This is a genomic window from Pseudomonas sp. BN607 (assembly GCF_029871175.1).
Classification (GTDB): domain Bacteria; phylum Pseudomonadota; class Gammaproteobacteria; order Pseudomonadales; family Pseudomonadaceae; genus Aquipseudomonas.
Genome location: NZ_SSOE01000053.1, coordinates 78,948 through 99,582, shown reverse-complemented (window position 1 = coordinate 99,582; position 20,635 = coordinate 78,948). Strand labels below are relative to the sequence as shown.

Below are 20,635 nucleotides of genomic sequence, written 5' to 3'. Positions count from 1 at the left end.
TCGAGTGAAGCCATGAACATGTACCATGATGCCGATCGTGCCCTGCTGGACCCGATGGAAACTGCCAGCGTCGACGCCCTGCGCCAGCACCAGCTGGAGCGCCTGCGCTGGAGCCTGAAGCATGCCTACGACAACGTACCGCTGTACCGTCAACGCTTTGCCGAGTGCGGTGCGCACCCCGATGACCTCCACAGCCTCGATGATCTCGCCAGGTTCCCCTTCACCGGCAAGAACGACCTGCGCGACAACTACCCCTACGGCATGTTTGCCGTGCCGCAGCAGGAAGTAGTCCGCCTGCACGCCTCCAGCGGCACCACCGGCAAGCCGACCGTGGTTGGCTACACCCAGAACGACATCGACACCTGGGCCAACGTGGTCGCCCGGTCCATCCGTGCGGCCGGCGGTCGCAAGGGCGACAAGGTGCACGTTTCCTATGGCTATGGCCTGTTCACCGGCGGGCTCGGCGCGCACTACGGCGCCGAACGCCTGGGCTGCACGGTGATTCCCATGTCCGGTGGCCAGACCGAGAAACAGGTACAACTGATTCGTGACTTCCAGCCCGACATCATCATGGTTACGCCGTCCTACATGCTCAACCTGGCCGATGAAATCGAGCGGCAGGGCATCGACCCCCACGACCTCAAGCTGCGCCTGGGGATTTTTGGCGCCGAGCCGTGGACCGACGAGCTACGCCGTTCGATCGAGCAGCGCCTGGGCATCAATGCCCTCGATATTTACGGCCTTTCAGAAATCATGGGGCCCGGGGTGGCAATGGAGTGCATAGAGACCAAGGACGGCCCGACTATCTGGGAGGACCATTTCTACCCTGAGATCATCGACCCGGTCAGCGGCCAGGTGCTGCCAGACGGCCAGCTCGGCGAGCTGGTGTTCACGTCCCTGAGCAAAGAGGCGCTGCCGATGGTGCGCTACCGCACCCGCGACCTTACCCGCCTGCTGCCCGGCACCGCGCGACCGATGCGGCGCATTGGCAAGATCACAGGGCGCAGCGACGATATGCTGATCATTCGCGGGGTCAACGTGTTCCCAACCCAGATCGAGGAACAGGTGCTAAAAATAAAACAGCTTTCCGAGCTCTATGAGATACACCTGTATCGTAATGGAAACCTGGATAGCGTTGAGGTGCACGTGGAGTTGCGTGCCGAGTGCCAGCATCTCGATGAGGGCCAGCGCAAGCTGGTGATCGCCGAGTTGAGCAAACAGATCAAGACCTACATCGGCATCAGCACCCAGGTACACCTGCAACCCTGCGGCGCATTGAAGCGTTCAGAAGGCAAGGCTTGCCACGTGTTCGACAAACGCTTGGCCAGCTGATCCATTCGGCTGCCTGTCCAGGCCCCGGCACAGTCCGGGGCTTTTTTTTGCCTGTCACAGCGCCGTGGCGCTGTGCAGCCTTGCGCTGGACCCGGGCTGCGCAGCGGTTGCTTCGGCGGAAAGCGATACACAAATATTATTTGATACATGCAAAAGCGTTTGACGTCCTGTTTTGTATCGCTTACAAATGACTCATGCCTCAGCAGGAGTCTGAACCCATGTACGCACAGCTAGTGGAAACCGGAGTCAAGCGCATCAAGTCGCTGGAAGAAATGTCCCCCGAGGAACGTAACTTCCAGGAAAAAATCGACGCCGAAATCAAGATCGAAGCCAAGAACTGGATGCCCGAGGCCTACCGCCAGACCCTCGTCCGGCAGATCTCCCAGCACGCCCACTCTGAAATCGTCGGCATGCTGCCCGAAGGCAACTGGGTCACCCGTGCCCCCAGCCTCAAGCGCAAACTGCAGCTGATGGCCAAGATCCAGGACGAAGCCGGCCACGGCCTGTACCTGTACAGCGCCATGGAAACCCTGGGGGCTGACCGCGACGAAGAAATCGCCAAACTGCACAGCGGCAAGGCCAAGTACTCGAGCATCTTCAACTACCCCACCCTCAGCTGGGCCGACATGGGCGCTGTGGGCTGGCTGGTGGACGGCGCCGCCATCGTCAACCAGGTGGTATTGCAGCGCACCTCTTACGGCCCCTACTCCCGCGCGATGATCCGGATCTGCAAGGAGGAGAGCTTTCATCAGCGCCAGGGCTACGAAATGCTCCTGACCATGATGCGCCAGGGCACCCAAGCCCAGCGCGACATGGTCCAGGACGCCATCAACCGCCTGTGGTGGCCGGCGCTGATGATGTTCGGCCCCAGCGACGAACACTCACCCAACAGCGCTCAGTCGATGGCCTGGAAGATCAAGCGCCAGACCAACGACGAACTGCGCCAGCGCTTCATCGACCAGACCGTGCCACAGCTCGAGCTCCTCGGCTGCACCGCCCCCGACCCTGCGCTGAAGTGGAACGCCGAACGCGGCCACTACGACTTCGGGGAAATCCAGTGGGACGAGTTTTACGAAGTGATCAAGGGCAATGGCCCGTGCAACCAGGAGCGCGTCGCCACCCGGCGCAACGCAATCGAGAGCGGTGCCTGGGTACGCGAGGCCGCCGTGGCCTATGCGCGCAAGCAACAGAACAAGAACGCCGCCTGAGCGGCGATTGATGCGGAGATCGAAAATGTCTGTCTGGACCCTCTACGAAGTGTTCGTGCGCAGCAAGCACGGCCTCAACCACAAGCATGTGGGCAGCGTGCATGCCGCCGATGCCGCCATGGCCATGGAGAACGCCCGCGAGCTGTACACCCGCCGCAGCGAAGGTGTGAGCCTTTGGGTGGTGCCCTCGGCACTGATCACCGCCTCCTCCCCGGACGAAAAAGACCCGCTGTTCGCCCCGGCAGACGACAAGGTCTATCGCCATGCCAGCTTCTACGAGCTCCCCGACGAAGTCGGACACATGTGAGGTTGGTCATGCACAAAGAAGCCCTTGTCCCCTACCTGCTGCTGCTCGGCGACAGTGCCCTGGTGCAGGGCCAGCGCCTCTGCGAATGGTGTGGCCGCGCCCCGGCAATCGAAGAAGAACTGGCCTTGATGAATGTCGGCCTCGATCTGGTTGGCCAGGCGCGCAACTGGCTGGAGTACGCCGCCGAGCTGCTTGATGATGGACGCGATGCCGATGCTCTCGCCTTCCGCCGCGACGAGCGCGCCTACCGCAATTTGCTGCTGGTCGAGCAACCCAACGGTGATTTTGCCGTGACCATGGCCAAGCAGTTCCTCTACGACGCCTGGCACTTCGCGGTGCTCCAGGGGTTGGCCGAGTCGGCTGATGCCCGTATTGCCGGTATCGCCGCCAAGGCCCTGAAGGAAGTGACCTACCATCTGCGCCGCTCTGGCGAGTGGGTGCAGCGCCTGGGCGGTGGCACCGAAGAAAGCCGCCAGCGCATGCTCGCCGCCATCCCGGCATTGTGGCGCTTCACCGTCGAGCTCAGCGCTGCCAGCGACCATGAAGTGCGTCTGGCCAACGCCGGCATTGCCGCCGACCCGGTTGCGGTGGGCGCCGCCTGGCTCAAGCAGGTGGCCGCGATCTTCGCCTCGGTTGAACTGCCGCTGCCCAAGGCTGCCAGCCACTTCTACCTGGATGGCCGCAAAGGCCTGCACACCGAGCACCTGGGCCTGCTACTGGCCGAAATGCAGTTCCTGCCAAGGGCCTACCCCGATGCAACCTGGTGAGCTGATTGCCGGCGACCGCGGTGCGCGGGCGCAGCAAGGCGACGATCTGGCCCGGGCCTGGGCAGTGCTGGGCCTGGTGATGGACCCGGAAGTGCCAGTGGTCAGTGTGGTCGACCTGGGGATCGTGCGTGATCTTGATTGGCGCGCCGGCCACCTGCACCTGGTGGTCACCCCGACTTACTCCGGTTGCCCGGCAACCGAGGTGATCGAGGGAGACATTCGCCAGGCGCTGGAACAGGCCGGTTTCTCCGCGCCGGCGCTCGAGCGCCGGCTGACCCCGGCCTGGAGCACCGATTGGATCAGCGAGCTGGGCCGCGAACGCCTGCGTGCCTATGGCATCGCACCGCCACAGGGCAGCGCCAGCAAACGCACCCTGCTAGGCGAAGCCCCCCAGGTGTGCTGCCCCCAGTGCGGCAGCGACCATACCGAATTGCTCAGCCAGTTCGGTTCCACGGCCTGCAAAGCGCTGTACCGCTGCCGCGAGTGCCTGGAGCCGTTCGACTATTTCAAATGCATTTGAGCCGTGGAGAACGCCATGAGCCAGTTTCACAGCCTGACCATCAAGCAAGTACGCAACGAGACCCGTGATGCGGTGTCGATTGCCTTTGACGTACCCGACCACCTGCAGGGCCAATTCCGCTTCACGCAGGGCCAGTACCTGGTCATGCGTACCCTGCTGGACAACGAAGAAGTCCGGCGGTCTTACTCGATCTGCAGCGCGGTCCAGGACGGCGAGCTGCGCGTGGCTGTCAAGCGCGTGCCGGGCGGTCGTTTTTCGGCGTTTGCCAATGAAGTACTCAAGGCCGGCCAGCAACTGGAAGTGATGCCGCCTTCGGGCAACTTCCACGTACCGCTTGACCCGACCCGCCAGGGCAACTACCTGGGCGTGGCCGCTGGCAGCGGCATCACGCCGATCCTGTCGATCATCGCAACCACCCTGGCAACTGAGCCCGACAGCCGCTTTACCCTGCTGTATGGCAACCGCTCCAGCTCGGGCGCCCTGTTCCGCGACAGGCTCGAAGACCTGAAAAACCGTTACCTCGACCGCCTCAACCTGATTTTCGTGTTCAGCCGCGAGCAGCAGGACGTGGACCTGTACAACGGCCGGATCGACGCCGACAAGTGTGGCCAGCTGTTCTCGCGTTGGCTTGACGTTCCCGGCCTGGACGCGGCCTTTATCTGCGGCCCGCAGGCGATGACCGAGACCGTGCGCGACAGCCTGCAGGCCAATGGCCTTGGCAAGGAGCGCATCCACTTCGAACTGTTCGCGGCGGCCGGCAGCGAAGCTCGCCGCGAGGCCCGCGAGGCAGCGCGCCAGGTGGATGCAGCGCTCAGCCACATCACCGTGATCAGTGACGGGCGGGCACTGAGTTTCGACTTGCCGCGCAACACCCAGAACGTGCTGGACGCCGGCAATGCCATTGGCGCCGAGCTGCCCTACTCGTGCAAGGCCGGCGTGTGCTCGACCTGCAAGTGTCGGGTGATCGAGGGCGAAGTGGAAATGGACAGCAATCATGCCCTGGAAGACTACGAAGTGGCCGCCGGCTACGTGCTTTCGTGCCAGAGCTACCCGGTGAGCGCCAAGGTAGTCCTCGATTTCGACCAGCTCTGAGACCGAGCTGCCTCCTTTGCGGGCGTGCCCGCGAAGAGGCCGTGAGCAGCACTGCAACACCCGCGTGACCTCAACAAAACAATTACAACACCCAGAGATCGCATCCCATGACACCCGAACGCATAGAAAGCATCGCCAACCACCCCGACTTCCAGCACCTGGTACGACGCAAGCGCCGTCTCAACGGCAGCCTGACCCTGGCCATGCTGGTGATCTACTACGGCTTTGTGCTGCTGGTGGCGTTCTCGCCCAGCACGCTCGGCCAGTCGCTCAGTGGTGGCGTGACCACGGTCGGCATGCTGGTCGGCGTGCTGATGGTGCTGCTGTCCTTCGCCCTTACCGGCATCTACGTGCACCGCGCCAACAACGTGCTCGACCCGCTCAACGACAAGGTCAAGCAGGAGTGCGCACAATGAACTGGACCGCCATCTCGATGTTCATGGTGTTCGTTTGCTTCACCCTGCTGGTTACCCGCTGGGCCGCGCTGCGCACCCGTTCGGCAAGCGACTTCTACACCGCCGGCGGTGGCCTGACGGGTATGCAGAACGGCCTGGCGATTGCCGGTGACATGATCAGCGCCGCGTCATTCCTGGGCATATCGGCGATGATGTTCCTGAACGGCTATGACGGCCTGCTCTATGCCCTGGGCGTGCTGGCGGGCTGGCCGATCATCCTGTTCCTGATCGCCGAACGCCTGCGCAACCTGGGCAAGTACACCTTCGCCGACGTGGTCAGCTACCGACTGGCACAAACCCCGGTGCGCCTGACTTCGGCTTTTGGCACGCTGGTGGTGGCACTGATGTACCTGGTGGCGCAGATGGTCGGTGCCGGTAAGCTGATCGAGTTGCTGTTCGGCATCAGTTACCTGTACGCGGTGATGCTGGTCGGCCTGCTGATGGTCGCCTACGTCACCTTCGGCGGCATGCTCGCCACCACGTGGGTGCAGATCATCAAGGCCGTGATGCTGTTGTCCGGCACCAGCTTCATGGCGTTCATGGTGCTCAAGCACTTCGGCTTCAGCACCGAAGCGATGTTTGCCAGCGCCGTGGCCGTGCATGCCAAGGGCCAGGCAATCATGGCGCCCGGTGGCTTGCTGTCCAATCCGGTCGATGCCATCTCCCTGGGCTTGGGCATGATGTTCGGTACCGCCGGCCTGCCGCATATCCTGATGCGCTTCTTCACGGTCAGTGACGCCAAGGAAGCACGCAAGAGCGTGTTCTACGCCACCGGCTTCATCGGTTACTTCTACTTGTTGCTGATCATCGTCGGCTTCGGCGCCATTGTCATGGTCGGCACCGAACCGTCCTATCGCGATGCCAGCGGGGCAATCATCGGCGGCGGCAACATGGTCGCCGTGCACCTGGCCCAGGCCGTGGGTGGCAACCTGTTCCTCGGTTTCATTTCCGCCGTGGCATTCGCCACCATCCTTGCCGTGGTCGCCGGCCTGGCGCTGTCTGGCGCATCGGCGGTGTCCCACGACCTGTATGCCTGCGTCATGCGCAAAGGCCAGGCGACCGAGCAAGAGGAAATGCGCGTGTCGCGTATCGCCACGCTGATCATCGGCCTGCTGGCCGTCATTCTCGGCCTGATGTTCGAGTCGCAGAACATCGCCTTCCTTTCTGGACTGGTGCTGGCCGTGGCTGCTTCCGTCAACTTCCCTGTGCTGCTGCTCTCGATGTTCTGGAAGGGCCTGACCACCCGCGGCGCAGTGTGCGGCAGCATGGCGGGGCTGGTCTCGGCGGTAGTGCTGGTGGTGCTGGGCCCGGCAGTGTGGGTCAACGTGCTGCATAACGACAAAGCGCTGTTCCCTTACAGCAACCCGGCGCTGTTCTCGATGAGTCTGGCCTTCCTCGGGGCATGGCTGTTCTCGGTCACTGACAGCTCCGAGCGCGCCACCGCAGAACGCGGCCGCTACCTGGGCCAGTTCATCCGCTCCATGACCGGTATCGGCGCCGCCGGCGCCAGCAAGCACTGACTTCAAGGACGCACACGCATGTCGGATAAAACAACAACAATGAACCGCACGCACTTCATCTCAGCCACCTGGCTGGCTGCTCTCGCCCTGCCGCTGCCGGCCATGGCCGACTTTATCGGCGACAGCCACGCACGGGTGGAACTGCGCAACCACTACATCAACCGCGACTTCCGCCAGGGCAATGCCCCGCAAGCCAAAGCCGAGGAATGGGGCCAAGGCTTCACCGCCAAGCTGGAGTCAGGCTTCACCGACGGCCCGGTCGGCGTTGGCGTCGACGCCATGGGCCAGCTGGGTATCAAGCTCGATTCCAGCCGCGACCGGCGCAACACGGGCCTGCTGCCGTTCGGGCCGAACAGCCAGGCGCCGGTCGACGACTACAGCGAGCTGGGCTTGACCGGCAAGGTGCGTGTGTCCAGGAGCACCCTGCGCCTGGGCACCTTGCAGCCGATCCTGCCGGTGGTGGTCTACAACGACACCCGGCTGCTGGCATCGACCTTCCAGGGGGGGCTGCTGACCAGCCAGGACCTTGAAGGCCTTACCTTCAACGCCGGTCGCCTGACCAAGGCCAACCTGCGTGACTCGTCGGGCCGTGACGACATCGGTTATGGCGCCGCGACCAGTGATCACCTGGACTTTGGCGGCGGCAGCTACGCCATCACCCCGCAAACCAGCGTCAGTTACTACTACGCCAAGCTCCAGGACATCTACCGCCAGCAGTTCGTCGGCCTGATCGACACCCGCCCGCTGGCCGAGGGCATAAGCCTGCGCAGCGACCTGCGTTATTTCGACAGCCGTAACGACGGCGCCGAACGGGCTGGCACTGTCGATAACCGCAACTTCAACGCCATGTTCACGCTCGGCGTACGCGCGCACAAGTTCACCGCCACCTGGCAGCAGATGTCCGGGGACAGCGCCTTTCCGTTCGTCAATGGCGGCGACCCGTTCACCGTCAACCTGGTCACCTACAACACCTTCACCCGCGCCGGCCTGGACTCGTGGCAGGTGCGCTACGACTACGACTTCGTTGCCATGGGCATTCCCGGCCTGAGCTTCATGACCCGCTACACCGACGGCCGCCACGCGGAAACCGCCACCGTCAGCAACGGCCGCGAGCGCGAACGCGACACCGATATCACCTACGTCATTCAAAGCGGCCCATTCAAGGACGTGAGTCTGCGTTGGCGCAATGTCACCTTCCGTTCCGGCAATGGCCTGACCAATGCCGTTGACGAAAACCGCCTGATCATCGGCTACACCCTGGCGCTGTGGTAACCGCGCCCTCACTCATGAACAGCTTGGAGAACCGCATGTCTGTCGCCCCTACCCTGCAAAGCTTCATCGCCGGCCGCTGGCTCGGCCAGCACGGCGCCCAGGCCCTGCGCAGCGCCCTCGACGGCCACGTGCTGGCCTACAGCCATGAAGAGCGCCCGGACTTTGCCGAAGCCGTGGACTTCGCCCGCGCCCGCGGCCTGGCCAGCCTGATGGCCATGGACTTCCAGCAGCGGGCGCAATGCCTGAAGGCGCTGGCGCTGTACCTGGCCGAACACAAAGAGCAGCTCTACGCCTTGTCACATCACAGCGGCGCCACGCGCGCCGATAGCTGGATCGACATCGAAGGCGGCAACGCCACGCTGTTTGCCTATGCTGGAATCGGCAGCCGCGAGTTGCCCTCGGGCAACTTGGTGCATGAGGGGCCGGCCATCCCCTTGGGCAAGCAAGGCCACTTCGCCGGCAGCCACATCCTGGTACCGCGGGCTGGCGTAGCGGTACACATCAACGCCTTCAACTTCCCCATCTGGGGCATGCTGGAAAAGTTCGCCCCGACCTTCCTGGCCGGGATGCCGTGCATCGTCAAACCGGCGACCTCTACCAGCTACCTGACCGAAGCCGTGGTGCGCCTGATGAACGCCTCCGGCCTGCTGCCCGCAGGCACCTTGCAACTGGTAATCGGCAGCACCGGCGACCTGCTCGACCGCCTGCAAGGCCAGGACGTGGTGACCTTTACCGGTTCTGCCGATACCGCTGCCAAATTGCGGGTCACGCCTAACCTGATCCGTAACTCGGTCCCGTTCACCGCCGAGGCCGATTCGCTGAACTGCGCCATCCTGGGCCCGGACGTTACCCCGGACAGTGAAGAGTTCGACCTGTACATCAAGGAAGTGGTGCGAGAAATGACCACCAAGGCCGGGCAGAAATGTACCGCCATTCGCCGCGCCATCGTCCCGGCCAAACATATCGATGCCGTCGCCACGCGCCTGCGCGAGCGGTTGAGCAAGGTGGTGGTTGGCGACCCGTCGCTGGAAGGCGTGCGCATGGGCGCCCTGGCCTCCCACGACCAGCAGCGCGATGTGGCCGAGCGGGTACGCAGCCTGTTGCACAGCTGTGACCAGCTGTTCGGCGCCAGCGACGGCTTTGCCCCCCGGGGTGAAGGTGTGGCCGAGGGTGCCTTCTTTGCCCCGACCCTGTTGCAGGCTCGCAATCCGCATGCCGAAGGTGGCGCCCACGACATCGAGGCGTTCGGCCCGGTCAGCACGCTGATGGCCTACGATGACCTCGACGAAGCGCTAGCCCTGGCCGCCCGTGGCAAGGGCAGCCTGGTAGCGACCCTGGTCACCGCCGACCGTAATGTGGCAGCCAAGGCCATCCCCGTGGCCGCTGCGTGGCATGGCCGACTGCTGGTGCTCGACCGTGAGGCCGCCAAGGAGTCCACCGGTCATGGCTCGCCGCTGCCGCAGCTCAAGCACGGCGGCCCGGGCCGTGCAGGTGGCGGTGAAGAACTGGGGGGGCTGCGCGCGGTCAAGCACTACCTGCAGCGTGCCGCCGTGCAGGGTTCGCCAAGCATGCTCACGGCGGTGACCGGCGAATACGTGCGCGGCGGCGATGTGATCGAAACCGAAGTACACCCGTTCCGCCGCTACTTCGAGCAGCTGCGTATCGGCGAGTCGCTGCTGACCCACCGCCGCACCGTGACCGAAGCCGATCTGGTCAACTTTGGCTGCCTGTCGGGCGATCACTTCTACATGCACTTCGACGAGATTGCCGCCAAGGAATCGCAGTTTGGCAAACGCATCGCCCATGGCTACTTCGTGCTTTCGGCGGCGGCTGGGTTGTTCGTGTCGCCGGGGGCCGGGCCGGTGCTGGCCAACTATGGCCTGGATACCCTGCGCTTCATCAACCCGGTGGGCATCGGCGACACCATCCAGGCGCGGCTGACCTGCAAGCGCAAGATCGACCAGGGCAAGACCAGCCCGTTGGGGCAGCCACAGGGTGTCGTTGCCTGGGATGTAGAAGTGACCAACCAGCTGGGTGACCTGGTTGCCAGCTATGACATCCTGACCCTGGTGTTGAAGCAGCCGCAGTAATGCTTCGACCTCGCGGGCCTACGCAGGTATGCACAGCGTCCCGAACCTGTGCAATACCTGTGTAGCAGCAGGCCCTTGCTGCGAAGAGGTCATTGTCGGTATGGACGATCCCATGCCGTGACAGCCTCTTCGGAGCGCCTATGGGCCCGAGTGAACCTTGGCGACCGCAACATAAAGGCCAAGGGCCATCTCGTACATCTGCCCTAATCGCCCCCTCACCCCCTCGGCGTTATAGTCCAGTGATAACAACGCCAAGGAAGCCCCCACCATGCAACCCTTCAAGCTTGTCCTCAGCGCCACCTTGCTGGTCGGCATCGCCGGCTGCCAGACCATCAACCCTACCGAAGACACCCTGAAGCAGCGTACAGCGTTCATCCTCAACACCAAGGTCTCGAAAGTGTCCGACGTGCGCAATGACAGCACCCTCACCTACTACACCGCCACCACCGCCAAAGGCCAGTACGAGTGCCAGATGCCCAGTGGCGCCATTGTTGCGGTCGGCAGCATGGGCCTTTACCAGCCCACGCCTTCCTGCATGAAAGAAGGCCAGGCCATCATCCTGCAATAACCCCCCGCACAACCCTTGCGCCCTGCCGGTCTACCCGACCGGCGCCGCAGGCTCCTCGCGCAAGGCGCGCAGGGCAGCCCGCAGTTCGGTGGGGCGCACCGGTTTGGAAAGCACCGTGATATTGCGTCCATGCACCACTGCCTGAATTTTCTCCGGATCATGCCCGGTCATGATCAACGCCGGCACAGCCCAACCGCGCTGAGCCCGCAGTCGGTCGATGCAGTCGACCCCGGTTTCCTCCTGTCCAAGGTCGTAATCGGCGACGATCACCTCACAATCGCTGCTCAGGCCAACCGGCGAGCTGTGGGCTTGCACCTCGCAACCCCAGCGCTGCAGCAACGCCGACGTCGCCCGCAGCACGTTGCGGTCGTCTTCCACCAGGCACACCCGCACCCCACCCAGCAAGCCCGCTGCTGCCGGCGAGTGCTCACCCGTGGCCTGGGCCGGTTGCGCCGCAAGCCGTGGCAGCCCTTGCAGGCTCACCGCCGTGCCATGGCCGGGTCGCGAGCGCAACTGAACCTCCAGCCCCATCAGGTGGCCCAGCCGGCGTACGATCGACAGCCCCAGGCCCACACCCTCGACATCCTTGTCCCGCACCTGACGTACCCGGTAGAACTCTTCGAACACCAGCCGCTGATGGGTTTCATCTATGCCGCGCCCTTGGTCGTAGACCACGATCGCGAGGCCGTGGCCCCGACGCCGTACCCCCAGCAGCAGTGGCCGATGGGCCGCATACTTGAAACTGTTGGACAATACGTTCTGCACCATGGTCGCCAGCATGCCGCGGTCGGCACACGTCCAGTATGCACAGGGCCGCAAACGTATCTCCACCCCGGCCCAGCGGGCCGCCTCGGCGTTCTGGCGAACCAGTTCAGCCAGGAACCCAGCCAAGGCGAAGGTTTCACTGCGCGGTTGCACGCGCCCGTTGTCCAGGGTGTACAGGTCGAGAATGGAGCGAAACAGCTGCGATACATTGAGCAGCGAGCGGTCGATGCTGTCCACCAGCCGCCGTTCTTCATGGCCCAGCCGGGATTCGCGCAGGCAGGCGGTGAACAGCCCGATGGAATGGATTGGTTGGCGCAGGTCGTGGCTGGCCTGGGCCAGGAAGCGGGACTTTTCGCGGTTGGCTGCCGCAGCCTGCTCAGAAGCCTTGCGCGTGCGCTCCAGCAACAGATGCGCATAAATCGGGATGACCGTGCTGGTGGTGAGCAGCATCAGCACCATGAACGGGTTGGCCTGCCAGTAAGGGGTAATCCGGTAGACCACCAGCAAGGCCGCCAGCGCCAGCACTGTGGCAATCACCAGGTAACGCGAGCCAAAGCGCATGCCATTGCCCAGGTTCACCCACACCATGACCGCATAGATAGGCAGCGCTGCCTCGCCACCAACTACCAGGCCGAAACAGGTGCCGGTGTAATCATGCACCATGCCCAGCACCCGGCGCCAAGGGTAATGACCAGGCCAGTGGGCGATGGCCTGGCGAAAAGCGATGGACACCAGCACGAAACCGCTGATGTAGTAGATGACGGGCAGGTAAGGCCCATGCGTGCTGCCTGGCAGAAAGCCCAGCACGGTGATGTAGACCATGGCACAGCAGGCGACGATAACGCGCAGGTTGGCTTGATCGAGCTCGTTGTTGTTGTCCAGTTCCATGGCCGGTTCCCTTGTGCACGGGGTCGCATTACCGCCATCCGTAGGCAGCACCCTTTGCCCGTGGCTGCTAAAGTAACATGCTCCATACCACCCGCGGCCACAGGGAGTAGCCAGGCGTGACGTGCCGGATCATTGTCGCAGATGACCATCCGCTATTCAGGGAGGCCCTGGCGCGTACCGTACAGCGCGTGCTGCCGGATGCCCGCGTGGAGGAAGCCGGTAGCCTGGCGCAAGTGCTGGCCCTGGCCGATGCCGGTGAGGCGCCCGATACCCTGATTCTCGACCTGCGGTTTCCGGGGCTGTCCGATGTCCAGTGCCTGGCGCGTTTGCGCCGCCAGCTGTCGCGCACCACGCTGATCATCGTGTCGATGGTCGATGACCCCGGTGTTGTCGAACAGGTCATGGCGACAGGCGTGGACGGGTTCATCGGCAAAAGCATCGCCGCCGACGAGCTCGGTGCAACGATACTTGCCATCCGTGATGGCGAGGTGTTGGTCAGGTACGCCCCCTCAGGGCTGCTGCCCAACCTCGGCGGCGAATACGCAGCGGAGCAGCTTACTCAGCGTCAGCAGGACGTTTTGCGGCTGATTGCCCTGGGCAAGACCAACAAGGAGATCGCCAAGGCACTGGCTATCTCGCCGTTTACCGTGCGCATCCATGTATCGTCGTTGCTCAAGGCGCTGGGGGTAAGTTCGCGGACGGCAGCGGCGGTGAAGTACACCGGCAATTGATGCCAACCCGACAGGCCGGCACGCCCCCTGCAGGCCAGGGCGGACCCACGAAGCAGGGGGTTGGGCAATGTTCGTGGTGCGTTATTACACCATCGCCGCTGGGTCGCCCACCGACTGGTTCGGCTTGCTCCCGGAAATTCGCCAGCTCACGGCGGTGATCCCGTAGCGCTCGGCCATTGGCCGGCTGACCTTCCTGATTTTCTCGCGCCCGAACTTCGGGATGATGCCGATGCCCGCATCGCAACTTGCCCAATGCCAGGCCTCGGCATTGTCCAGGCGCTCAAGACGAATGATGAAACTGCGCGGCTGGCCATGCAGTTGGTAATCGATGATGTACAGCTGTGGGCTAGGCATCGCAGGGGCCTCCTCTTCTCCATGGATGACACCTCATTGATCGGGCCATGGCCAGAAGATTCAAAATTTTGTCGAACAATGTGTACCAATGGCCATTCAGGGCTAATACAGCGGGTCCGCAGCCGCGCCAGGCACCAGAATGACCTTGCGGCAACGCTCCTGCTGCTCGTCGAACAGTTCATAGGCGCGCACGGCGTCTTCCAGGGCCATGCGGTGAGTAACGATTGCTTGCGGGTCGAGCCTGCCCGCGTCTATGTGTGCCAGCAATTCCGGCAGGTACCGCTGTACGTGAGTTTGGCCCATGCGGAACGTCAGGCCCTTGTCGAAGGCGTCACCAAACAGGAAGCCGTGAATGAAGCCGGCATACACCCCCGGAACGCTGACCACCCCGCCCCTGCGCACGGCCGCGATGCTCTGGCGCAGCGCCTTGCCGCTGCTGCCTTCGAGCTTGAGCGCGGTCAACACGGCCTCGGCGGTGCTGCCCTTGGCCTCGAACCCCACGGCATCAATCACGGCATCCACCCCGCGCATGCCAGCAGTCTGGCGCACGATGGTATCGGCCGGGTCATCGTCGTGGGCGAAGTCGATTGGAATCACACCGTAGGCCTGATGGGCATAGTCCAGCCGGTAGCCGCATTCATCGACCATGAAGATCTGTTCAACGCCCAGCATGCGCGCGCAGGCCGCCGACAGCAGCCCAACCGGACCGGCACCGTAGATCGCCAGTGACGAGCCCTGGCCGACCTCGGCATTGAGCACTGCCTGCCAGGCTGTGGGCAGAATGTCCGAGAGGAACAACACTTGGTCGTCGGCCAGGTGCCCCGGCACTTTGAATGGTCCCACGTTGCCCTTCGGTACCCGCACATAGTCGGCCTGCCCACCGGGTATGCCGCCATACAGGTGGCTGTAGCCGAAAAGTGCAGCGCCCGGCGCGATCGCTTTTTTATTGAGCAACGCGCCACGACCGGTGTTAGTGGTTTCGCAGGCCGCAAAGAGTGCGTGCTGGCAGAAGAAGCAATCCCCGCAGGCAATCACGAACGGGATCACTACCCGGTCACCCGGGCGCACGGCAGTAACGGCGCTGCCAACCTCTTCGACGATGCCCATGAATTCATGGCCAAGAATGTCCCCTTGCTCGACCATCGGGATCTTGCCGCGGTAAAGATGCAAATCGGACCCGCAGATGGCAGTTGCGGTAACCCGAAGCAGGATATCGTCGTCCTCCTGCAGGTCGGGATCTGCAACGGTATCGACGCGGACATCGCCCGCGCCGTGGTAGGTCAGTGCGCGCATGCTTGTATCTCCCTGGCAAGTCCTGGCGCGATTCCGGGTCGACACACCCGGAATCGCGGCCCGGCACCTATCGGGTACCCAACCTCAAACGAGTGGGCCCTTCACTGGCTGCGGCCCCCGCCGTGGCTGTTCTGCCCACCTTTGCGGCCGGCTTCGGATGCCCGTTGGCGGTCGTTGGCAAAATTCCCACCCGAGGCCTGGCCACCCTTGTGGCCAGCGCGCGAGGCGCGTTCCCGGTCATTGGCGAAGTTGCCTGGGTTGGTTTCCTTGGTGCCGCCACGCTGGCGGGTACGCTCTTGGTCCTGCGCCATGTCGTTTCTCCTTGCGATGGTTTGGCTGGTCGCGTGTGGCATGGATCTGTGCCATGCATTATTTCCGAACCGCCGATCACCGGCTCTGCTCAATGGTTTTGCCGGTACCTGACCAGTGGCACGAAACTCACGCAGGCAAAATGTTTGCGTATTGGCTGCAGGCGGATCGCACTTTGGCCCGCTGGCCGCGGTCACAATTGCCGGGTGACGGCCTATAATCCCGCCACACCACATGCCCGGCGCTGCTGTCACGGGCCGTACCAAAGGCTCTTGCACAAGGCTCCGCCGATGACGTCCCCCAAGCAACCCGCCTCACCGCACAACCCGGCGCTCAGCCCAAGCCACCTGAATTTTCCGGTGGTGGGCATCGGTGCCTCGGCAGGTGGACTGGAAGCCATCTGTACGCTGTTCCGGCAAATGCCCAGCGATTGCGGCATGGCGTTTGTCGTGGTCCTGCACCTTTCGCCCGACCACCAGAGCGTGGCCGACCGCATCATCCAGGGCACCACGAAGATGCCGGTGCGCCAGGTAACCGAGCCGGTGCCGATCGAACGCAACCACGTCTACGTGATCTCACCCGCCAATCGCCTGTCCACCAACGACGGTTACCTGCGCGTGGCCCCGGCCAACCGCCGGCGCGGCGACCACGTCGCCATCGACCTGTTTTTCCGTGACCTGGCCGACGTGCACAAGGACCACGCCTTTTGTGTGGTGTTGTCCGGCACGGGCGCCGACGGTGCGGTGGGCCTGTCGCGGATCAAGGAACAGGGCGGCGTGACCCTGGTACAGACCCCGGATGACGCCCAGTACGACAGCATGCCCCGTGCAGCCATCGAAACCGGCATGGTCGACCTGGTGCTGCCTGCGGCGGAAATGCCGCAAAAGCTGCTTGAACTGTGGCGCAATGCACGCCAGGTAAAGCTGCCCGAAATAGAAGACGACACCCTGCCACCCGCCCTGGGCACCCGCGCGGGTGACGCCCAGGCAAGCGAACCACTGCTCGAAGAGATCCTCCTTCAGCTGCGCAGCAACACCGGCCATGATTTTCAGCACTACAAGCGCGCCACCGTGCTAAGGCGCATCGAGCGACGCTTGCATGTGACCGGGCAGAGCAACCTGGCCGGCTACCTGCGTTATCTGGAGCAGCACCCGGCCGAATCCACTGCATTGCTCGCCGACATGCTGATCGGCGTGACCAATTTCTTCCGCGACCGCGAAGCCTTCGAGTCACTGGAGCGGCATGTGTTGCCGCAACTGGCCTGCGAGCGTGACCCCGCCGACGGCAATGACGAGATCCGCATCTGGTCAGCCGGTTGCTCCACCGGTGAAGAGGCGTACAGCGTGGCCATGCTGGTGTGCGAACAGCTGGCGCTGGAGCAGCGCGCATGCAAGGTACAAGTGTTCGCCACCGACCTTGACGAGCGCGCCATTGGTATCGCCCGCACTGGCTCATACCCCGAGGCGATCGTCACCGACGTGCCGCCGAGTCGCCTGCGCCCGTTCTTCGTCAAGGAAGACCAGCATTACCGGGTTCGCAAGGAGGTGCGCGAGAAGGTGTTGTTCGCCCGCCATAACCTGCTATCAGACCCACCGTTTTCGCAGATCGACCTGATTGTCTGTCGCAACCTTCTGATTTACCTGGACCGTGAGGTGCAGCGCGACATCCTGCAGATGTTCCACTTTGCCTTGCGCCCAGGGGGTTACCTGTTCCTTGGCTCCTCCGAGTCGGCCGATGTGGCCGGCGAACTGTTCGCCCCCGTCGACAAGCGCAACCGCATCTTCCGTGCCCGCGATGTCAGCAATGCCGGGCGCCGCGCTGAACGCCAGCTACCGGGCAAGTCCGTCAGCAGTACCAACCTGGACACCGTGGCCAAGGTCAAGCCCGGGCGCAGATCGTCGTATGCCGAACTGCACCACCGGGCACTGGCGCAGCGCATGCCGCCTAGCCTGATCGTCGATACCGAAGGCCATATCCTGCACATGAGCGATGGCGTCGGTCGCTTCCTGCAGCTGGCCGGTGGCGAGCCCAGCCGCAACCTGCTCAGCCTGGTACTGCCCAGCTTGCGGCTGGCCCTGCGTAGCACGCTGTTCCAGGCTCGCCAAGGTACCGAGGCAGTGACTTCCCGCCCGGTCGACCTGGTCGACAGCGAGCACAGGTTACAGGTAGAGATCACCGTTCAGCCCTACAGGGACGACCTCCATGGCAGCGATTGCCTGCTGGTAGTGTTTGAACAGCGCGCGCCGGACCCGTCCTTGCCGCTGCCCGGGGTCATTCGCCAGACCGACAGCATGGTGTTGCACAACCTTGAGCGCGAACTGCAGCGCACCCGCTTGCAACTGCAGGAAACCATCGAGCAGTCGGAAGTTTCCAGCGAAGAGCTGACCGCCTCCAACGAAGAAATGCAGGCGATCAACGAAGAACTGCGTTCGGCCAGCGAAGAGCTGGAAACCAGCAAGGAAGAGCTGCAGTCGATCAACGAGGAGTTGTTGACGGTCAACTACGAGCTGAAGAACAAGGTCGAGGAAACCGACAAGGTCAACGACTACCTCAGCAACCTGATTGCCTGCACCGAAATCGCCACGGTGTTCGTCGACCGCAACCTGCATATCCGCTGGTTCACCCCACGCGCCACCGACCTGTTCAATATCCTGGCCGTCGACACCGGCCGCTCGCTGCTCGACATCACCCACCGCCTGGATTACCCCGCGCTGGCCGACGATGCCCGCGCCGTGGCCCAGGGTGCAGCCATCATTGAACGAGAAATCGGCGGCCAGAACGACCACTGGTACCTGGCGCGCCTGCTGCCGTATCGGTCCAGCGAACAAAAAATCGATGGCACGGTACTGACGTTCATCGACATCAGCAGCAGCCACGCGGCCGAAGAACGAGTGCGCCAGGGTGAAGAAAAGCTGAGCAGGCAACTGGCAGAGTCGCAGAGCTCCAGCCACATGAAAGATGAGTTTTTCGCCGTCATGTCGCATGAGCTCAAGCACCCGCTGAACCTGATCCAGCTCAATGCCGAAATTCTGCGTCGCTTGCCATCGATCAAGAACATCGGGGCAGCCAGCAAGGCTGTCGCCACTATCTGCGAGGCGGTCTCGAGCCAGGCGCGGATCATCGACGACCTGCTGGATGTGGCCCGTATTCGCACCGGCAAGCTCAAGCTCAAGACCGAACCGGTAGACCTCGGCGTCGTCCTGCAAGGCATCCATGGCGTGGTGTTGAACGAGCAGCATGCCTGCCCGGTGCACCTGGAAATGCCCGCCGACGGGCTACCGGTGATGATCGAAGGCGATGTCACGCGCCTGGAGCAGATCATCTGGAACCTGCTGAACAACGCGATCAAGTTCAGCCCGGCCGGCGGCGAGATACGCCTGGTGCTCAGCCACGACGACCATCAGGCATGCTTGCAGGTGATCGACCATGGCGTGGGCTTGAGCCACGACAGCCTGGACCATATCTTCGACCTGTTCAGCCAAGCTGCACCGCAACTGGCCAGCCACAACCGTGAAGGCCTGGGCATCGGCCTGTCGTTGGTGCGGCAACTGGCCGAAGCACAGGGCGGTAGCGTTCAGGCCAGTTCGCCTGGGTTGGGCCTGGGCTGCACCTTCACCGTCTGCTTGCCGTTGTGCGATGTACAGGGGCCACAGGCGGTGCCAGGTGTGGAAGTGCAGAGTGAAGGCCGTTTGAACGGCATCCGCGTGCTGTTGGTGGATGACTCCGTGGCGGTGCTCGAGGTGATGCAGGAGTTGCTGGAGATGGAGAGCGCCAGCGTCAACGCTTTCAGTCAGCCGCTCGAGGCCCTTGCTGCGGCTGCGGGCGAAGAGTTCGACATCATCATCTCCGACATCGGCATGCCGGTCATGGACGGACATGCCTTGATCAAGGCCTTGCGCGGCCATGTGCACCTGCGCCACACACCGGCCATTGCGCTCACCGGCTACGGCGCCAGCGCTGACCAGCACAAGTCGCGGCAGTCAGGGTTCGATCGCCACTTGAACAAACCGGTCGGCTATGACGAGCTGGTCGAGGCCATCGAGGCGTTGAGCGGTACGGTACCGTACTGAAGGCGGGTGGGTTGCCTGTCCCGGCCTTTCACGCAGGTTCATCCGCGCAAGGGCCGGCACAGGCAAGCACTAGGCGTGCACACTCCACTGACACGCCTCCAACTCGATCGGCATCTCGTCAATGGCATGGATCATGCCGTTCTCCAGTGCCTCCGCAGGCCCCAGTATCCGCGGATAGGCCATCAGATACCGCGGCACATCCAGTACCTGGGTCGCGCCTTGGGTCCGCTCGGCGACGATCTGTGCATACAGCTGCAAGTCGTAATCCAGGCTCATTGCATACTCGGCCATGCGCGCATGGTCGACCGAACCATGCAAGGTCCAGTGGAACGGATGGAACAGGAACTTGCTGTGGCTGCACGCCGTCCGCCGCTCCCCGGCGAGGAACAGAATATTGCCCATTGACTCGACCGTGCCAAGGTTGTGGGTATGCACCGGTACCGGCAAGGACCGCAGGAAGTTGTACAGGGTGAACCCGTAACTGCATTCGCCGCCCATCGTAGCGATGTTCAATTGCAGCACCTCGGGCCCTTGCTGCAATACCCGCGAACAGGTGTTGATCAGGTTGCCACACGTCGATGAGTTGATCGGCCCGGTGAAGTGAATGATATGTCTGGCCATGCTTGCCTCCACGGTTGGCAGGTCATTCCTTGGCGTTCTGTCCATCGTCACCCTGCCCCGCCATCTGCTGGTAGTGTTTGCGCAGGGCGTGCAGCTCGGCCGGGTCCATGTCTTCCAGGTCCAGCAGGGCCTTGTGCGCCCGGCGCGTGGTGCGCAGTAGCTCGTCGATCTTGATGTGCAGTTCGTCGTTATCGCGGTTCTGGGTATTCTGGATCAGGAACACCATCAGGAAGGTGATGATGGTAGTTGAGGTGTTGATCACCAACTGCCAGGTATCATTGAAACCGAACAACGGCCCGGTAACCGCCCAGGTCAGGATCAGCAGGCAGGCGATGCCGAAGCTGAGCGGGCGGCCGGCCCAGTTTGACAGCCAGTGGGCGAAACGGTCGAATTTCATCCTGGTACCCTTCCATGACGCGGGTATGCGGTGGAAACGTAAGGGGCCGCAAAGTTCAACCTGCCGTAGGTGTTTT

At 63.2% G+C, this 20,635-nt stretch carries 18 protein-coding genes and 1 pseudogene; 13 read left to right on the top strand and 6 right to left on the bottom strand.

Annotation, left to right across the window (positions count from 1 at the left end):
- Nucleotides 1–12: 12 nt before the first annotated feature.
- From paaK to E8E68_RS12485, 11 genes and pseudogenes are all read left to right on the top strand, one after another.
- Nucleotides 13–1,332 carry a phenylacetate--CoA ligase PaaK gene (gene paaK / locus E8E68_RS12535; protein ID WP_266029238.1) on the top strand — a complete coding sequence of 440 codons (1,320 nt, stop codon included), beginning with the start codon at nt 13–15 and terminating at the stop codon, nt 1,330–1,332.
- Nucleotides 1,333–1,550: 218 nt separating this feature from the next.
- Complete coding sequence (paaA, locus tag E8E68_RS12530; protein ID WP_266029239.1) at nt 1,551–2,540, top strand: 1,2-phenylacetyl-CoA epoxidase subunit PaaA; 990 nt, start codon at nt 1,551–1,553, stop codon at nt 2,538–2,540.
- A gap of 25 nt (nt 2,541–2,565) precedes the next feature.
- Entirely contained in the window at nt 2,566–2,847 is a 282-nt protein-coding gene (gene paaB / locus E8E68_RS12525; protein ID WP_110745376.1) for a 1,2-phenylacetyl-CoA epoxidase subunit PaaB, read from the top strand.
- An 8-nt stretch (nt 2,848–2,855) separates the two neighbouring features.
- Nucleotides 2,856–3,614 carry a 1,2-phenylacetyl-CoA epoxidase subunit PaaC gene (paaC, locus tag E8E68_RS12520; protein ID WP_110745377.1) on the top strand — a complete coding sequence of 253 codons (759 nt, stop codon included), beginning with the start codon at nt 2,856–2,858 and terminating at the stop codon, nt 3,612–3,614.
- Nucleotides 3,601–4,134, top strand: coding sequence for a 1,2-phenylacetyl-CoA epoxidase subunit PaaD (gene paaD, locus E8E68_RS12515; RefSeq protein ID WP_266029240.1), 534 nt, complete (start codon nt 3,601–3,603; stop codon nt 4,132–4,134). Before paaC ends, paaD begins: the two co-directional genes overlap by 14 nt.
- A gap of 15 nt (nt 4,135–4,149) precedes the next feature.
- Nucleotides 4,150–5,226: a 1,2-phenylacetyl-CoA epoxidase subunit PaaE gene (gene paaE, locus E8E68_RS12510; protein WP_266029241.1), complete on the top strand. Its 1,077-nt coding sequence runs from the start codon at nt 4,150–4,152 to the stop codon at nt 5,224–5,226.
- Between the two features lie 107 nt (nt 5,227–5,333).
- Nucleotides 5,334–5,642 (top strand): DUF485 domain-containing protein, encoded by a 309-nt coding sequence (locus tag E8E68_RS12505; protein ID WP_012272262.1) that lies wholly within the window; start codon nt 5,334–5,336, stop codon nt 5,640–5,642.
- Nucleotides 5,639–7,201: pseudogene (locus tag E8E68_RS12500) on the top strand (cation acetate symporter); the annotation flags it as partial. The gene E8E68_RS12505 and the pseudogene E8E68_RS12500, both read left to right, overlap by 4 nt.
- A gap of 39 nt (nt 7,202–7,240) precedes the next feature.
- A complete protein-coding gene (locus E8E68_RS12495) occupies nt 7,241–8,473 on the top strand; it encodes an OprD family porin (protein ID WP_280341880.1) in 1,233 nt (410 codons plus the stop codon).
- 35 nt (nt 8,474–8,508) lie between these two features.
- Complete coding sequence (gene paaZ, locus E8E68_RS12490; protein ID WP_280341849.1) at nt 8,509–10,563, top strand: phenylacetic acid degradation bifunctional protein PaaZ; 2,055 nt, start codon at nt 8,509–8,511, stop codon at nt 10,561–10,563.
- Between the two features lie 268 nt (nt 10,564–10,831).
- Nucleotides 10,832–11,131 carry a hypothetical protein gene (locus E8E68_RS12485; protein WP_266029243.1) on the top strand — a complete coding sequence of 100 codons (300 nt, stop codon included), beginning with the start codon at nt 10,832–10,834 and terminating at the stop codon, nt 11,129–11,131.
- 30 nt (nt 11,132–11,161) lie between these two features.
- On the opposite strand, the gene E8E68_RS12480 is transcribed toward E8E68_RS12485, so the two are convergent.
- Entirely contained in the window at nt 11,162–12,784 is a 1,623-nt protein-coding gene (locus E8E68_RS12480; protein ID WP_280341846.1) for a hybrid sensor histidine kinase/response regulator, read from the bottom strand.
- Between the two features lie 116 nt (nt 12,785–12,900).
- On the opposite strand from E8E68_RS12480, the gene E8E68_RS12475 reads away from it, so the two are divergent.
- Nucleotides 12,901–13,515: a response regulator transcription factor gene (locus E8E68_RS12475; RefSeq protein ID WP_280341844.1), complete on the top strand. Its 615-nt coding sequence runs from the start codon at nt 12,901–12,903 to the stop codon at nt 13,513–13,515.
- 84 nt (nt 13,516–13,599) lie between these two features.
- Here the strand turns inward: E8E68_RS12475 and E8E68_RS12470 are convergent, their stop codons facing one another.
- The 3 genes from E8E68_RS12470 to E8E68_RS12460 all read right to left on the bottom strand — a co-directional run bounded on the left by E8E68_RS12470 (nt 13,600) and on the right by E8E68_RS12460 (nt 15,473).
- Nucleotides 13,600–13,869 (bottom strand): DUF6555 family protein, encoded by a 270-nt coding sequence (locus E8E68_RS12470; RefSeq protein ID WP_110745385.1) that lies wholly within the window; start codon nt 13,867–13,869, stop codon nt 13,600–13,602.
- A gap of 102 nt (nt 13,870–13,971) precedes the next feature.
- Nucleotides 13,972–15,162: a zinc-dependent alcohol dehydrogenase gene (locus E8E68_RS12465; protein WP_280341841.1), complete on the bottom strand. Its 1,191-nt coding sequence runs from the start codon at nt 15,160–15,162 to the stop codon at nt 13,972–13,974.
- A gap of 101 nt (nt 15,163–15,263) precedes the next feature.
- Nucleotides 15,264–15,473: a general stress protein gene (locus tag E8E68_RS12460; RefSeq protein ID WP_110745387.1), complete on the bottom strand. Its 210-nt coding sequence runs from the start codon at nt 15,471–15,473 to the stop codon at nt 15,264–15,266.
- 288 nt (nt 15,474–15,761) lie between these two features.
- Here E8E68_RS12460 and E8E68_RS12455 point away from each other — a divergent pair, with 288 nt between their 5' ends.
- Nucleotides 15,762–19,541, top strand: a complete 3,780-nt coding sequence (locus E8E68_RS12455; RefSeq protein ID WP_280341837.1) for a CheR family methyltransferase — start codon at nt 15,762–15,764, stop codon at nt 19,539–19,541.
- Between the two features lie 69 nt (nt 19,542–19,610).
- Here E8E68_RS12455 and E8E68_RS12450 read toward each other — a convergent pair whose 3' ends face one another.
- The gene (locus E8E68_RS12450; protein ID WP_266029249.1) at nt 19,611–20,162 is read right to left on the bottom strand and encodes an ATP-dependent Clp protease proteolytic subunit; all 552 of its coding nucleotides are present in this window, start codon (nt 20,160–20,162) and stop codon (nt 19,611–19,613) included.
- Between the two features lie 22 nt (nt 20,163–20,184).
- Nucleotides 20,185–20,559: a low affinity iron permease family protein gene (locus tag E8E68_RS12445; protein ID WP_110745390.1), complete on the bottom strand. Its 375-nt coding sequence runs from the start codon at nt 20,557–20,559 to the stop codon at nt 20,185–20,187.
- Nucleotides 20,560–20,635: the final 76 nt, after the last annotated feature.

Coding starts and splice junctions, on each gene's coding strand:
- E8E68_RS12460 (WP_110745387.1), bottom strand. CDS start 15,473: ATGGCGCAGGACCAAGAGCGTACCCGCCAGCGTGGCGGCACCAAGGAA.
- E8E68_RS12465 (WP_280341841.1), bottom strand. CDS start 15,162: ATGCGCGCACTGACCTACCACGGCGCGGGCGATGTCCGCGTCGATACC.
- E8E68_RS12455 (WP_280341837.1), top strand. CDS start 15,762: ATGACGTCCCCCAAGCAACCCGCCTCACCGCACAACCCGGCGCTCAGC.
- E8E68_RS12445 (WP_110745390.1), bottom strand. CDS start 20,559: ATGAAATTCGACCGTTTCGCCCACTGGCTGTCAAACTGGGCCGGCCGC.
- paaZ (WP_280341849.1), top strand. CDS start 8,509: ATGTCTGTCGCCCCTACCCTGCAAAGCTTCATCGCCGGCCGCTGGCTC.
- paaD (WP_266029240.1), top strand. CDS start 3,601: ATGCAACCTGGTGAGCTGATTGCCGGCGACCGCGGTGCGCGGGCGCAG.
- paaA (WP_266029239.1), top strand. CDS start 1,551: ATGTACGCACAGCTAGTGGAAACCGGAGTCAAGCGCATCAAGTCGCTG.
- E8E68_RS12470 (WP_110745385.1), bottom strand. CDS start 13,869: ATGCCTAGCCCACAGCTGTACATCATCGATTACCAACTGCATGGCCAG.
- E8E68_RS12505 (WP_012272262.1), top strand. CDS start 5,334: ATGACACCCGAACGCATAGAAAGCATCGCCAACCACCCCGACTTCCAG.
- paaE (WP_266029241.1), top strand. CDS start 4,150: ATGAGCCAGTTTCACAGCCTGACCATCAAGCAAGTACGCAACGAGACC.
- paaB (WP_110745376.1), top strand. CDS start 2,566: ATGTCTGTCTGGACCCTCTACGAAGTGTTCGTGCGCAGCAAGCACGGC.
- E8E68_RS12480 (WP_280341846.1), bottom strand. CDS start 12,784: ATGGAACTGGACAACAACAACGAGCTCGATCAAGCCAACCTGCGCGTT.
- E8E68_RS12450 (WP_266029249.1), bottom strand. CDS start 20,162: ATGGCCAGACATATCATTCACTTCACCGGGCCGATCAACTCATCGACG.
- E8E68_RS12495 (WP_280341880.1), top strand. CDS start 7,241: ATGAACCGCACGCACTTCATCTCAGCCACCTGGCTGGCTGCTCTCGCC.
- paaC (WP_110745377.1), top strand. CDS start 2,856: ATGCACAAAGAAGCCCTTGTCCCCTACCTGCTGCTGCTCGGCGACAGT.
- E8E68_RS12485 (WP_266029243.1), top strand. CDS start 10,832: ATGCAACCCTTCAAGCTTGTCCTCAGCGCCACCTTGCTGGTCGGCATC.
- paaK (WP_266029238.1), top strand. CDS start 13: ATGAACATGTACCATGATGCCGATCGTGCCCTGCTGGACCCGATGGAA.